Below are 12285 nucleotides of genomic sequence, written 5' to 3'. Positions count from 1 at the left end.
CGAGAGGGTTGTGGCATGACAACTACTACGAGCAGTCCGTCCATCCTTCTCATCGCAGGCCACTGGCTGGGAGCTTGGGCATGGGACGAAGTCCTCGAACACCTCGAAATTGACCACACTCACGCAATCGCGATGACTCTGCCTGGGCTCGACGTCGACGACACTAATCGCGCGTCGAAGACTCTCGACGACCAAGCAGCAGCCATCCGAGACTTGATCGCTCAGCACGGCGATCAGCCCGTGATTCTCGTCGCGCACAGCGGGGCCAACGCCCCCGTGAGCCTCATCCTCGACCGGCACCCCGAGCTCGTCTCCCGGGTGGTGTGGGTCGACTCCGGCCCTGTGGCGAACGGCAGCGTGTTCGCCCCGGACTTTCCCGATGAGCTCGTAGAGCTGCCTCTGCCCTCGTTCGATGCCCTCGGGCAGCAGGCGAGCCTTGAAGGCCTGAGCGTTGAGGTCCTTGAGCGATTCCGGGCGAGGGCCGTCCCGGAGCCCGCCTCAGTGCTCCGCCAGCCCGTCGAGCTCGTGAACGATGCTCGCCACGGCGTCCCGACGACCTTGGTGTGCTGCTCCATCTCGGGCGAGCAGGTCATGGAGCTGGTCCAGGCAGGCCACCCCATGTTCGCGGAGGTCGCGAATCTCGAACACGTCGAGATCATCGATCTCCCCACCGGGCACTGGCCGATGTGGAGCCGACACCGCGACCTCGCCGAGGTCATTCGGTCGGCGGCTTCGCAGGCCAGCTGACCTGCATTCGCTACGTGAAGGGGCTGGCCGGCAGTGCACCTAGTCCTGTCTCGCGCCCGTCGATCGGACTACGCGGGGGGTTACGAGCCGGTCTCCGGGCGGCCGCACAGATGATCTACGCAGCGCGAATCGGAGGTGCTTGGGTGAACGTGCGGTTGTCGCGCAGTAGGGCCCAGAGCACACTCACGCGCCGTCGGGAGAGAGCGAGTAGTGCCTGCGTGTGCTTGTACCCTTCGCCACGTTTTTTGAGGTAGAAGTCGCGGTTCGGTCCTTCGCGGATGATTGAGGTCTGTGCTGAGAGGTAGAGCGAGCGGCGCAGATGTCGGTTGTATCGCTTTGGCCGATGCATGTTCCCAGTCCGACGTCCGGAGTCGCGAGGCACCGGGATCAACCCAGCCGCTGCGGCGAGGTGACCGTCATCGGCGTAGTTGTCGAGCTGTCCGGCTGCGGCGAGGAATTCGGCTCCGAGGATCGGGCCCATCCCTGGCATGGATTCGATGATCTCCGCCTGCGGATGAGCGCGGAAGATCGTGGTGATCTGGCTTTCCAGCGTTCGCAGACGGGTGTCGAGGGCGAGTATCTGCGTTGCGAGGTCGGCGATGATCTGCGCCGCGATCGTCTCGTTCCCGATCTGCGTCTGCTGGCCGCTCGCGGCCTCGAGAGCGGCTTCCGCAACCGCCGGAGCGCCTTGTACTCCTCGGCGGCTCAGCCACTTCGTCAGGCGCGCCTGCCCCATCCGGCGAAGCGCGGTCGGAGTCTGATAGCCGGTGAGGAGGGTGAGCGCACCCTTGTGTTTGGCATAGTCGAACGCTCGATCGAGGCGGGGAAAGATGCCGGTCAGCACGTCACGAAGCCGGTTGAGCATGCGGACGCGATCGGCGACGAGATCGCTGCGGTGTGCGATCAGGAGCTTGAGGTCGGCGATGATCTCGACCGGCAGCCTGATCGGAGTCAGGTCGTGACGATGCCGCGCCGTTTCGGCGATCACGTAGGCGTCACGAGCGTCCGTCTTCGCTTCGCCTCGGTACGCGCCGGCCATCCGGTTCACGATCCGTCCAGGGACGTACAGCGCGGACTGGCCGTGGCTTGCGAGTAGGGCGAGGAGCAGCGCAGATGTCGTGCCGACGATGTCGACTGCCCAGGTGAAGTTCTCGCCGAGGGCGAGCACTTCGGCGAGCGAATCGAGGATCGCGCCCTCGTCGTTGCTCACCTTCTTCGTCCAGAGCATCGCGCCCTGGTCGTCGATCGCTGTCACCCAGTGATGCGCCTTGCCTGCATCGATGCCCACCCAGACGTGAGCTCGTTGATCACTCAACCCGTCCTCCTCAGTCGTGACCTGCCTCATGTAGGCCCGAGGAGCACCCAACCGTCATCTCCGTAAACAGCGACCGAAACGCACATCTCAATTAGCGGCCAGGGGCACCCCAGGGGACCGGACGGCCACTCCTGCTGAGCCACACGAACGGCGACGACAGATAAGCCACATCCGGCCCCCTCGGGCCACCACCAAACTTACGGAGACGACAGATGAGCACCAGGACGATCACCGGGAACCTCGCCACCGACCCCGAGGCCGTGCAGGCGGGCCGCGTGCAGATCGTGAAGCTGCGCGTGATCGAGAACACGGGAGAGTTCCGCGGAGGGGAGTGGACCGCGCACGAGGCTCCGACGACGCACTTCGTGGAAGCGAAGTTCGAGCTGGGCGAGCACGTGCTCGCCTCCCTTCACAAGGGCGACGGCGTGATTGTCGTGGGTTACGAGCACACTGTCGCCTGGGGTGAGGGAGAGAACCGCCGCACCGGCCGAGTGGTCGAGGCCGACGCGATCGGCCCCAACCTCACCCGCGCGACCGCCGTCGTCACGACGGCCGAGCGCCGCACCCAGCGCCGCAGCGCCGCCCCGGCCGCCGAGTAGATCGAGAGCACTCATGTACGACTCCCTCCTCGCCAACGTCCTCACCGGGATCGCCCTCGTCCTCCTGTTCGCCGGTGTCGTGACGCTGTACCGCACGCCCGGCCGGAACCTTCCGAGGCAGAGCGGACGCACCGCTCGCAAGCTCTTCCGCGCCTACGTCCTGATGGAGGCCGGGATGGGTGTCTGGATTGCCGCCGGATGGGTCGACGGAACCGACGCCGCCCTGGGCAAAGCGTTCGCGACCGCCCTCTACATCGGCCTGTTGTTCTTCGTCATCCCGAGGATGAAGCGGCTCGTCCGCATCGCGGACGAGAACGACGCCGAAGCGCGCGCGAACGTCGAATAGCCCCTACGCCGAGCCGCCGTCGACCCGGAGCACGTACACGATGACGTGATCCTCTGGGATCTCCGCGCGCACTTCCGCGATCGCATCGGCGCTCGTCGCCGCGCTGCTGTGCACCACCGTCGATGCCGATTCCGCGCGCGTCCGGTGTGCCAGCTCCCACATGCCGCCATCGTCCCATCCGGCGCCGACAGCGGCTCTCAGCTCTCGGTGGGGGAGGGCCGGCGGTGCCGTCCCGTGAGGGGCCGGCCCCTCACCCTCCCCGGTGTTCCGCCCGGGGCGGGGTGCGCTTCGCGCACGTCGCCTGCGGCGACGGGGAGCCGCTGCGCGGCGCTGCTCCGAGGTTTTTTGTTCCTCTCCGCGGTGCAAACCTATTTCGCTCCAGCGGCTACGTGCCACCTATTCCGAACGCGGTTGCAAGCTCCCTTATTTCGTTCGGAATAGGCGTCACTCCGCCGCCTCCACTCAAACGGTTCTTCCCGCCGGAGAGGCACAAAAAAACGATCAGACAAGACGAAAGCCCCGTAGTTGGACTAGAACCACGGGACCCGTCGCGTCGATCCTCGCACAGGGAGAATCGCCATGACCAGCACGACCACCGCCCGCAAGACCACCGCCAAGAAGCGCGCACTCCGGACCACGCCGGAGGAGCGCCGCGAGCAGGCCGCCGCGCTGCACGAGAGCATCACCGAGCAGGTCGAGGCGCTGCGCGACTCCGACCAGTGGCGCCGGTTCCTCTCGTTCGCGTCCTCGTTCCACCGCTACAGCCTGGGCAACCTCCTGCTGATCCTCGCTCAGCGCCCCGACGCCTCCGCCGTCGCCGGATTCCGGGCGTGGCAGGCGAAGGGCCGCCAGGTGCGCAAGGGCGAGAAGGCGATCAAGATTTTCGGCTTCGCTCAGCGGAAGGTCGCCGCCGACGAGGAGGCCGAGGAGGGCACCACGACCAGCACGGACGAGAAGGGGCAGAAGGTCCAGACCTACTACCCGCTCGTGTCCGTGTTCGTGATCGAGCAGACCGACCTCATCGAGGGCGCCGAGGATCCTCGCGACATCGCGCAGAAGCTCACCGGCGCCGAGGATCACGGCGTCATCGAGGCCCTGACGGCCGCTCTCGAGGCCGAAGGATGGACGGTCGAGAGTCGCACCCTCCCCGAGGGAACGCACGGCTACGCCCGCCCCGAGGACGGTCGTCGTCTGCGACACCCTCGCGCCGGAGCAGGCCGCGAAGACCCTGATCCACGAGACGGCGCACGTGCTGATGGGTCACGTTGACGACCTGGAGGAGTACGCGCAGCACCGCGGAGTGATGGAGGTCGAGGCCGAGTCCGTCGCGTTCGTCACCGCCGGGCTGGCCGGGTTCGACGCGAGCGCGTACAGCGTCGGCTACGTCGCGTCGTGGAGCAACTGCGACGCCGACGTGATCCGCGGCACCGCCGCGCGCGTGCTCACCACCGCGCACCGCATCGCCGCGATCCTCGACGCCGACGACCACGAGAGCGAGGACGGCGAGAGCTGAGAGGCGGCGGGCCGGCCTTCGGGCCGGCCCGTGAGGGGCGACCCCCTCACACTCTCTAATGGTTTCGGCTGGCCTGGTGCTGGCTGTCAGGCTGGTTCTGGCTCGCTCGGGCGTGACTCATCACACTCGTGACCGCAGTGTCTTGGCGGGGACCCGTCCGTTCGAGCAGCCAATACCGGCGTGACGCTGCGATGGCTTGATAGAAGGTTGTCCGCGACTTCGGTCGCGTGACTCGTTAGAGAGATGCCTCCGCGGCGCATCCCACCCGGATGACCCCTGAGGAGAAGAGGCCGCATGATCGTCGCCCACCACTACGACCACGTCGTCGGAGTCGACACCCACGCCCGAACGCACACCTACGCGATAGTCGCCACCAAAACCGGCGAGATCCTCGGAACGAAAGCGTTTCCGGTCACGACGGCGGCGATCGATAGAGCGATCGCTTGGGCACGAGATCTTGCGGGTGGGTTGGTGCTGTTCGCGATGGAGGGCACAGGCTCCTACGGTGCATCGTTGGGCCGGGCATTGAAGCGTGCCGAGGTCGCATTTTGCGAGGTACGTCCGCCGAAAAAGTCGAGCCGCGTCCGCGGCAAGACTGATGAGATCGACGCGATCGCTGCCGCGACCTCGGCGATGGGCATCGAGCTCGACGCACTGATCCGCCCGAAAGCCGACGGGCTACGCAACGCACTTCGCGTGAGGCTCGACGCTCGCCGCGACATGGAGATCCGTCGCACAAGCGCACGCAAGCAGCTAAATGCGCTGGTCCGCACCGCAGACTTCGGCCTCGACACCAGGCGAGCGCTCACTGATCGCGGGGTGCAGAAGCTCGCCGACTTGGACGTACACCATGACGATGTTGCGCAGCGCATCATCCGAGGCGAGGCCGTTCGACTGGCGTCGACGGTGATCGAATTGGGGCGACAGATGCGCGAGAACCGCGAAGCTCTGGCCGAGCTCGTCGAGCTGCTCGCACCTGGCGTGCAGCAGATCTACGGCGTCGGTCCGGTGACCGCGGCTGTTGCGATCGCGGCCTACTCCCACCCGGGTCGGGTGCGAAACGAGGCGGCTTTCGCTGCCCTCGCAGGAGTGAGCCCAATCCCGGCGTCGTCAGGTAACACGACTCGACACCGCCTCAATCGAGGCGGTGACCGGCAACTGAATCGCGCGCTCGACGTCGTCGCCCGTGTGCGCATGGTGTCAGAGGAGCGCACCCGTGCCTATGTCGATCGCCGCACCTCTGAGGGCCGCACGGCTCGCGAGATCCGGCGGTGCGTGAAGCGGTACATCGCTCGCGAGATCTTCAAGGCGCTGGAGGCCCGGATGGGAGCATCCTCGGCCACTGCGTGATCGTTTGTCCGCAGTTGCTGGCCGCGCCGCCGAGGTGCGATGGGATCGCGCTGGCGAATCGGCCTGCACTCCACCGATACGTTCCTTGCGCCGTCGGTGACTGCCTGGCTGTCAGTCGTCTCGCGGTGTGGAGGTCAGCGCAGAGACCAGGGCTGAGACGAGCCGCGGTAGCGCGTTGGGTTCGGCGGACGCGTGGGCGGGGTCGAGCTGCCCGATCGACAACCCGCGGCAATCGGGACGGCTGAGGAGTTCGACGAGTGCGGGCTCGAGGAGGGCGATGGTGGGTCCGCTGTTGCGCCCGTTCACGTTCTCAGCGATCGGCGCGTCGAGGAAGTCGAGGACGTCGACGTCCAGATGCACGACGAACGGGCCGGGGGAGAGGATCCCGAGCGCTTGTCGCGCCGCGCCTCGAGGGTCGTCGCAGAGTGCCGCTTGATCGACGATCGCGAGACCGAGGGCGCCGGCCTGCTCGCGTTCCCACTGGGTCGTCTCCCGCGTGGGGTCTGCTCCGAGATACACGAGATCCGGAGGCTGCAGCAACGGCCGCCGGCCGGCCGCCACGACCAGCTCGGCGGCGGCGCCGTCGAGGGCCAGAGCGTGCGCCATGCCCATCCAGCTGAGGGAGCCCTCCGTGGTCGAGTGCGGCGTGTTCAGGTCCAGATGCCGGTCGATGTAGACGAGGCGTGGGCGCTCCCCGCGTTCCGCCATCGCGGCGCACAGGCCGACGGCGACCATGCAACTGCCACCGAGCACCAGGATCCGCTCACCCTCCGCTAACAGCCCCGCAGCGGCCGCGGAGAGCTCGAGCATCGCCTTCGCCTCCTCGCCCACGTTCTGCGCGAACGGACTCTCGCGATCGGGCGACCATCGGCGCATCGTCAGATCGCCCGTGTCGACGACCTCGGCGCCCGCAGCCCGCAGTGCCGCGATGAGTCCTGCCTCCCGCAGCGCGGCGGGCGCCCGCTCGACGCCCACGCAGTACGCGCCGGCGCTGTTCGGCACTCCCAGGACGGTGACCTTCATCGGATGCTCCTCTCGAGGATGTTAACCGCGCCGCCCGACCGGGCGCGGGCGCGGTTAGTCCGTGGTGTCGCCTCGGAGGCGCTGCTTGACCGCGCGCTCGGTGAGCACGGAGAGGTAGTCCTGCACCGGTCGGTCGACGAGCTTGGTCAGCTCCTCGCGCACGAGCGCCTCGACTTCGGCGCCGGAGTGATCGGGGAACTTTGCGCGCACTGCGGCGGTCGCGTCGCGGACGACCTGGTCGGCGTCGAGGTCAGTGGTCATGACGTCAGCTTGAACGAGGATCGCGGCGACGTCCAGAGGGCCTCGCGGGGATGCAGTGGTCGGATCTTGATCCAGCCGCCCGAAGGCGGGACGCTGGGGCGGCGATCGGTGAACTCGTCGTTCCTGACGCGCGAGGAGGGTCGGATGGGGAAGATCGTCGTCAGCAGCATGGTGAGCGTCGATGGCTATACGGAAGGCGCCGGCGGTGATGTGTCGCAGATGCCGATGGATCTCGCTTTCGCTGAGCACAACGCGGATCGGGTCCGCGCGGCCGGCCGTCTGCTCTTCGGAGCGGTGAGCTACACCGGGATGATGCAGTACTGGCCGAAGCAGGTGGACGATCCGGAGGTGATCCCGGAGGACCGCTACGTCGCGTCCCGTTACGCGACAGATCTCGGTATCACCGTGGTGTCCGACAGCCTCTCGCGCGCTGATATCGCCGTCTGGGGCGACCGCACCGAGATCGTCGCGCGCTCGGTCGCGCACGATCATCTGAGGAGGCTGCGGGAGACCGAGACTGGTGACATCCTCGTGTTCGGCAGCCGCACCCTCTGGACCGATCTGCTCGCTCACGGCCTGGTGGACGAGCTGCATCTGCTCGTCGGCCCGAAGATCGTCGGAGGCGACGCCCGCGCGTTCACCGGCCTCCCGCAGATCGATCTGACGCTGCTCGGAGTGCGCACGTGGAAGGACTCGAGCACAGTCGCTTTGTCCTACCGCCCGAGCAATGCGCGCGCGGGGACCCCGCGCGACGTCGACTACAACTGACGAGGCCGCATCAGGGTCGCCGTCACCGTTCAGTCGACCCGGGTGGCGACACGGTCGCAGAGGGTGACCCACGCATCGTCGGGCCTGAATTCCCAGTGGTGGGTCTGTGTTCGGCCGTCGGCACTGAAGGTGATCGTCGCTCGTTCCGTCTCGCCTGAGAACGTCCAGACCTGTCCGTCGCGACGGACGAGGTACTCGCGGGCGAAGCCGTGATTCTCGATGCTCCAGGAGAAATAGGTCTCCCGCTCGGGGTCCCAGCCCAGGAAGCTCATCGTGTCGAACGGACCGTTGGCCCGCTCGTCCTGGACGACGAAGAAGTCTCCGGTGTGCCACCTCGACGAATGGACGCTGCGCCATTCGGTGCCCTGCCGGTCCGCCCCGTACGCCGTTCCGGAAGCGCTCCAGTCGCCGAGAAAGACCGCTAATGCCTCATGCTCGTTCGCCATGCCCGACATCCTCCCTGACGTGCAAGGGCGCGGCAAGACGTGCTCGAGCGGCCCACTCGGCGGAGGTTTGTACTTGTTCGGCATTCGCTTGCACACTGGCGGCATGAGCAGCGAAAACGACGTGCGCCGGCTGGCGCTCGATCTGCCCGGAGTTGAGGAGCGTTCCGCCTACGGCACTCCCGCGTTCTACGCCGGGCCGAAGATGTTCGCCCGACTGCACGAGCAGACCAGTGTGCTCGTCTGCTGGCGAGTAGATCTCGGCGAGCGGGAGGCGCTGCTGCAGGAGGACCCTGACACCTACTTCACCACCGTCCATTACGACGGGCATCCGAGTGTGCTCGTGCGCCTCGAGCGTGTCTCTCCCGCTCGCCTCGGCGAGCTTCTGCGCGACGCGTGGGAGGCACGCGCTCCTGAGCGACTGCGCCGCGCCGCCCCGTCTGAGTGAGCGGCGCCGACGAGAGTCGGCCGCGCTCCTCGGCGATCCATTCGGCGAGGGACGGACGGGCATCCCGGTGAGCCATGCCTGGCACCGCCGACGTGGGGCCGGGTATTGCGGCAATGCTGACCAGACGCCCGACCGAAGTGAACCTGGAGAGAACCTGCGGGTGACAGGAAACGGTAGGTTCCGCGCATGCGACTGTCGATACCACCGGCTCAGGCGAGCTGGCACCACACGGGAGCGAGAGCTGCTTTCGAGGTGACCTTCTTCAAGGACGTGAGCGCCGGCGGCCATCGATTGACCGGCCACACCACTGCACAAGAGTCCTCCGCGTTGTGGTCCGTCGGCTACGACGTAGCGGTGGACAGCTCATGGAGGACGGCCACGGTGTACGCAACCACTGTGACTCACAGTGGAAAGAGCGATCTGACTCTGACCCGCGGCTCCAGCGGAGGATGGACGGCGAACGGCGAGCCGCGACCCGATCTTGACGGGTGCGTCGACGTGGATTTCGAGTCGTCCGCGGTGACCAACACACTTCCTCTCCACCGTCTTCACTTCGTGAGGGGAGTCGGTGTCGACGTACCGGCGGCGTTCGTTCGAGCTGAAGACCTTCGCGTAGAACGTCTTGAACAGCGCTACACCCTGCTCGAGACGGGCCCGGAGCAAAGCCTGTTCCACTACGAGTCGTCGACTTTCGAGTTCGCATGTGATCTGCGTTTCGACAGCGCGGGGCTCATCATCGAGTACCCGGGAATCGCGTTCAGAGAAGGGTAGGCAAGAGCCTGGCGGAACACCACTTGTATCCGCGGAACCCTCGAGGCTGCAGCAGCTTGTGAGGTGGTCGGCCGACTACGGTTCACCGGTCCAGGCTGAGCCGTTCCGTGATCGCGTCAGACGCCGGCGCCGAGGTCAGCGAGGCCGGTCGAGAGGATGCCGGTGAGAAGGCGTGCGTGGTCACCGGTGGGGTCGAGGTCGGGGTCGAAGACGGTCACGGAGGCGCCGAGCGCTGCGGGAGCGAGGCGGCGGAGTAGGTCGATGAGCTGGCTTGCGTCCAGGCCGCCCGGGTCCGGGCTGTCGACCGCGGGCATGACCGTCGGGTCGAGGACGTCGACGTCGAGCTGGAGCCAGTATCCGGCTTCCGCGACCGAGCGCGCCCGCTCCGCTGTCGCTGCCGCTCCTTCGCTGATCGCCTGGCTCGCCGGGATCACGAGGCCGAGGTGCTGACGCGCGTCTGCCGCATGCTCGTCGTCGTTCCGGTGCCCGATGTGGACGGCGCGGGATGCGCGAAAGTAGGGTCCGGCGCCGTCGATGTCCGCGATCGACGGATTATGAAGCCCGATGGCGGCCGCGAGATCCTCACCGGCGACACTCGCGCAGTCCTCGCTTGTTCCGGGCCGGCGGAAGTCGGTGTGTCCGTCGACGTGCACGAGACCCGCTCGTCCACGTTTCGCGAGGGCAAGGCCGAGGCCGATGAGGATGCTGCAATCGCCGCCGAGGACGAGCGGAGTGCCGCCGCTGTCGAGAATCAGCGCAAGCCGATCCGCAAGAAGGCGAGCGTGCGCCGTCATCACCGCTTCGTTATGGACGATCCCGGTCGGCCGGATTGCGTCGTCGTCCAGGTAGCGTCCAGCGAGGACAACTCCCGCGTCCCGCGCTCCTCTGCTGAGAAAATACTCGTGGAGACCGGCGTCGCGGAACGCTTCCGGCGCCTTCCCCGCGCCCGGGACACTGCCTGGGGTAGAAGGGCGGAGCCCGAGATTGCTCGGCGCGGAGAGCAGCGTGATCACACTCTCAGCGTGGCAGAACGCACGCCGAGGAGGCGCAGAAGCCGTCCCTAGAGGAGACGTTCAACGCGACGTTTCTGGACTATTCTGCGATGGACACGGACGAGGACCGTCACCTCTTCGCCGCGATCGAGGAGTGCGGCCGCGGTGGCCGATCCGACATGTCCGTTTCCGCTGATCACAATAGACATCAAGCTCCCCGCTCGTCCTCAGAATCGTCCCTTCAGACGACTCCCTCACCGGCGATCCGTCACCGTGCCGGCTCTCGAATTCCAGCCGATTCGGATCTGCGAGGAGCGCCGGCCGCGGTACTGACGAGCGTCGTTCGCGGCACGCTAGCGGTGGCATCTCGTGGTGCGTGCTGGGACACTGGGCGCATGGATGTGGGGGCGCTCCGGAGACAGACGCCGGGATGCGCGAATCGAACGCACCTGAACAATGCAGGCGCCGCGCTGCTGTCCGAGACGACGCTGGAGGCCATGCAGGGCATGCTCCGGCTGGAGTCAGAGCTGGGCGGCTACGAGGCGGAGGACGCGGCCCGCGAGGCGATCGCAGGCACCTACGACAGCCTGGCGCAGCTCGTGGGCGGGACAGCCGAGGAGATCGCCCTGTTCGACAACTCCACCCATGCCTGGAACGCCGCCTTCTACTCGGTACCTCTCGGTCCCGGCGACCGGATACTGACGGCCGCCGACGAGTACGGCAGCGCCGTCCTGGCCTACTGGCAGGTTGCGCAGCGAACCGGAGCGGAATTGGTCGTAGTGCCGAACGACGAGAACGGCCAGATAGACCTCGAAGCTCTCGCTGACCTGATTGATGAGCGAACGAAGCTCATCGGCGTCACCTGGATCCCGACCAGCGGCGGTCTTGTCAACCCGGCGGCCGCGGTCGGCGCTATCGCCCGCGCGCACGACGTCCTCTTCCTCCTCGACGCCACGCAGGCCGTCGGCCAGCTCCCCATCGATGTCGAGGCACTGGGCTGCGACCTGCTGACCGGGACCGGCCGCAAGTTCCTCCGCGGACCCCGAGGGACCGGGTTCCTGTGGGCCGGCCCGCGGGCCGTGGAGCGACTGGATCCGAACGTGGTCGAGATCGGCTCCGCCGCCTGGGACGGCGGGACGGACTTCCGCTGGCGACCGGGTGCCGGCCGTTTCGAGACCTGGGAGAAAAGCTACGTCAACGTCGTCGGCCTCGGATCAGCCGTCGATCAAGCCCTCGAGCTCGGTCTCGACGCCATAGCCGAACGAGCGACAGGCCTCGGAGCGCTACTTCGCGACGGACTCGACGCTCTCCCTGGCGTTACGACGCACGACCTCGGTGCGCAGCGCTGCGCGATCGTCACCGCATCCATCGCCGGAGTCTCCGCGCAGGAGGCAAAGGACCGCCTAGCCGAGGAGCGCATCGCGGTGAGCACGACCGTCCCCGAGCACAACCAGTTCGACACCGTCCTGCGCGGCATCCATCCGCTCCTTCGCTTCTCGCCGCACTACTTCACCACCGAGGACGAGATCGACCGCACCCTCAACCACGTCAGACGCATCGCTGCCTGAGGAATTGGGCACCGCTCTAGCGGCGCGAGAGAACCGATCGCCAGCGGCCCGCCCGAACACGAGTCCCGTATGGGGATCATGAGGCGGTCAGCGTCCGACAGCATTCCTTGTGGGGATTGCGCTTCGAGCTAGTGCTACCCG

The 12285-nt window shown here is 67.1% G+C and carries 15 protein-coding genes and 1 pseudogene; 10 read left to right on the top strand and 6 right to left on the bottom strand.

Annotated elements, in window-relative coordinates; all coding sequences use genetic code 11:
* Positions 1-15 precede the first annotated feature (15 nt).
* Positions 16-747, top strand: coding sequence for an alpha/beta fold hydrolase (locus GRS96_RS19485; RefSeq protein ID WP_159989465.1), 732 nt, complete (start codon positions 16-18; stop codon positions 745-747).
* A 115-nt stretch (positions 748-862) separates the two neighbouring features.
* Here GRS96_RS19485 and GRS96_RS19480 read toward each other — a convergent pair whose 3' ends face one another.
* Entirely contained in the window at positions 863-2092 is a 1230-nt protein-coding gene (locus GRS96_RS19480) for an IS110 family transposase (protein ID WP_204162187.1), read from the bottom strand.
* Between the two features lie 182 nt (positions 2093-2274).
* On the opposite strand from GRS96_RS19480, the gene GRS96_RS19475 reads away from it, so the two are divergent.
* Positions 2275-2661, top strand: coding sequence for a single-stranded DNA-binding protein (locus GRS96_RS19475; protein ID WP_159989464.1), 387 nt, complete (start codon positions 2275-2277; stop codon positions 2659-2661).
* Positions 2662-2674: 13 nt separating this feature from the next.
* Complete coding sequence (locus tag GRS96_RS19470) at positions 2675-3007, top strand: hypothetical protein (protein WP_107576090.1); 333 nt, start codon at positions 2675-2677, stop codon at positions 3005-3007.
* A 3-nt stretch (positions 3008-3010) separates the two neighbouring features.
* Here GRS96_RS19470 and GRS96_RS19465 read toward each other — a convergent pair whose 3' ends face one another.
* Positions 3011-3169 carry a hypothetical protein gene (locus GRS96_RS19465; RefSeq protein WP_159989463.1) on the bottom strand — a complete coding sequence of 53 codons (159 nt, stop codon included), beginning with the start codon at positions 3167-3169 and terminating at the stop codon, positions 3011-3013.
* A 417-nt stretch (positions 3170-3586) separates the two neighbouring features.
* Here GRS96_RS19465 and GRS96_RS19460 point away from each other — a divergent pair, with 417 nt between their 5' ends.
* The 3 genes and pseudogenes from GRS96_RS19460 to GRS96_RS19455 all read left to right on the top strand — a co-directional run bounded on the left by GRS96_RS19460 (position 3587) and on the right by GRS96_RS19455 (position 5870).
* Positions 3587-4276, top strand: a complete 690-nt coding sequence (locus tag GRS96_RS19460; RefSeq protein WP_236553723.1) for an ArdC family protein — start codon at positions 3587-3589, stop codon at positions 4274-4276.
* A pseudogene (locus tag GRS96_RS20730) lies at positions 4224-4520 on the top strand (ArdC-like ssDNA-binding domain-containing protein); the annotation flags it as partial. The gene GRS96_RS19460 and the pseudogene GRS96_RS20730, both read left to right, overlap by 53 nt.
* A gap of 294 nt (positions 4521-4814) precedes the next feature.
* Positions 4815-5870, top strand: a complete 1056-nt coding sequence (locus GRS96_RS19455) for an IS110 family transposase (protein WP_107576089.1) — start codon at positions 4815-4817, stop codon at positions 5868-5870.
* Positions 5871-5981: 111 nt separating this feature from the next.
* Here the strand turns inward: GRS96_RS19455 and GRS96_RS19450 are convergent, their stop codons facing one another.
* Positions 5982-6893: an arginase family protein gene (locus GRS96_RS19450; protein ID WP_107576088.1), complete on the bottom strand. Its 912-nt coding sequence runs from the start codon at positions 6891-6893 to the stop codon at positions 5982-5984.
* Positions 6894-6947: 54 nt separating this feature from the next.
* Complete coding sequence (locus GRS96_RS19445) at positions 6948-7154, bottom strand: three-helix bundle dimerization domain-containing protein (protein ID WP_159989462.1); 207 nt, start codon at positions 7152-7154, stop codon at positions 6948-6950.
* Between the two features lie 144 nt (positions 7155-7298).
* Here GRS96_RS19445 and GRS96_RS19440 point away from each other — a divergent pair, with 144 nt between their 5' ends.
* Complete coding sequence (locus GRS96_RS19440; RefSeq protein WP_159989461.1) at positions 7299-7922, top strand: dihydrofolate reductase family protein; 624 nt, start codon at positions 7299-7301, stop codon at positions 7920-7922.
* 29 nt (positions 7923-7951) lie between these two features.
* Here the strand turns inward: GRS96_RS19440 and GRS96_RS19435 are convergent, their stop codons facing one another.
* Entirely contained in the window at positions 7952-8368 is a 417-nt protein-coding gene (locus tag GRS96_RS19435; RefSeq protein ID WP_159989460.1) for a DUF1579 family protein, read from the bottom strand.
* Here GRS96_RS19435 and GRS96_RS19430 point away from each other — a divergent pair.
* The gene (locus GRS96_RS19430) at positions 8367-8813 is read left to right on the top strand and encodes an MmcQ/YjbR family DNA-binding protein (RefSeq protein WP_236553722.1); all 447 of its coding nucleotides are present in this window, start codon (positions 8367-8369) and stop codon (positions 8811-8813) included. The two genes, GRS96_RS19435 and GRS96_RS19430, sit on opposite strands and share 2 nt — an antisense overlap.
* A 252-nt stretch (positions 8814-9065) precedes the next feature.
* On the top strand, positions 9066-9584 hold the full coding sequence (locus GRS96_RS19425) for a putative glycolipid-binding domain-containing protein (protein ID WP_159989459.1): 519 nt from the start codon (positions 9066-9068) through the stop codon (positions 9582-9584).
* A gap of 116 nt (positions 9585-9700) precedes the next feature.
* Here the strand turns inward: GRS96_RS19425 and GRS96_RS19420 are convergent, their stop codons facing one another.
* On the bottom strand, positions 9701-10597 hold the full coding sequence (locus GRS96_RS19420) for an arginase family protein (protein ID WP_107576082.1): 897 nt from the start codon (positions 10595-10597) through the stop codon (positions 9701-9703).
* Between the two features lie 89 nt (positions 10598-10686).
* Between GRS96_RS19420 and GRS96_RS19415 the strand changes: the two genes are divergently transcribed.
* Positions 10687-12144 (top strand): aminotransferase class V-fold PLP-dependent enzyme, encoded by a 1458-nt coding sequence (locus tag GRS96_RS19415; RefSeq protein ID WP_244907278.1) that lies wholly within the window; start codon positions 10687-10689, stop codon positions 12142-12144.
* Positions 12145-12285: the final 141 nt, after the last annotated feature.

It is taken from the genome of Rathayibacter sp. VKM Ac-2803 (assembly GCF_009807175.1).
Classification (GTDB): domain Bacteria; phylum Actinomycetota; class Actinomycetes; order Actinomycetales; family Microbacteriaceae; genus Rathayibacter.
This window is presented reverse-complemented; position numbering and strand designations above follow the sequence as displayed.

What these genes read in the sequence shown, in the direction of transcription:
- GRS96_RS19485 (WP_159989465.1), top strand. Translation starts at nt 16, where the DNA reads ATGACAACTACTACGAGCAGTCCGTCCATCCTTCTCATCGCAGGCCAC.
- GRS96_RS19480 (WP_204162187.1), bottom strand. Translation starts at nt 2,092, where the DNA reads ATGAGGCAGGTCACGACTGAGGAGGACGGGTTGAGTGATCAACGAGCT.
- GRS96_RS19475 (WP_159989464.1), top strand. Translation starts at nt 2,275, where the DNA reads ATGAGCACCAGGACGATCACCGGGAACCTCGCCACCGACCCCGAGGCC.
- GRS96_RS19470 (WP_107576090.1), top strand. Translation starts at nt 2,675, where the DNA reads ATGTACGACTCCCTCCTCGCCAACGTCCTCACCGGGATCGCCCTCGTC.
- GRS96_RS19465 (WP_159989463.1), bottom strand. Translation starts at nt 3,169, where the DNA reads ATGTGGGAGCTGGCACACCGGACGCGCGCGGAATCGGCATCGACGGTG.
- GRS96_RS19460 (WP_236553723.1), top strand. Translation starts at nt 3,587, where the DNA reads ATGACCAGCACGACCACCGCCCGCAAGACCACCGCCAAGAAGCGCGCA.
- GRS96_RS19455 (WP_107576089.1), top strand. Translation starts at nt 4,815, where the DNA reads ATGATCGTCGCCCACCACTACGACCACGTCGTCGGAGTCGACACCCAC.
- GRS96_RS19450 (WP_107576088.1), bottom strand. Translation starts at nt 6,893, where the DNA reads ATGAAGGTCACCGTCCTGGGAGTGCCGAACAGCGCCGGCGCGTACTGC.
- GRS96_RS19445 (WP_159989462.1), bottom strand. Translation starts at nt 7,154, where the DNA reads ATGACCACTGACCTCGACGCCGACCAGGTCGTCCGCGACGCGACCGCC.
- GRS96_RS19440 (WP_159989461.1), top strand. Translation starts at nt 7,299, where the DNA reads ATGGGGAAGATCGTCGTCAGCAGCATGGTGAGCGTCGATGGCTATACG.
- GRS96_RS19430 (WP_236553722.1), top strand. Translation starts at nt 8,367, where the DNA reads ATGCCCGACATCCTCCCTGACGTGCAAGGGCGCGGCAAGACGTGCTCG.
- GRS96_RS19435 (WP_159989460.1), bottom strand. Translation starts at nt 8,368, where the DNA reads ATGGCGAACGAGCATGAGGCATTAGCGGTCTTTCTCGGCGACTGGAGC.
- GRS96_RS19415 (WP_244907278.1), top strand. Translation starts at nt 10,687, where the DNA reads ATGGACACGGACGAGGACCGTCACCTCTTCGCCGCGATCGAGGAGTGC.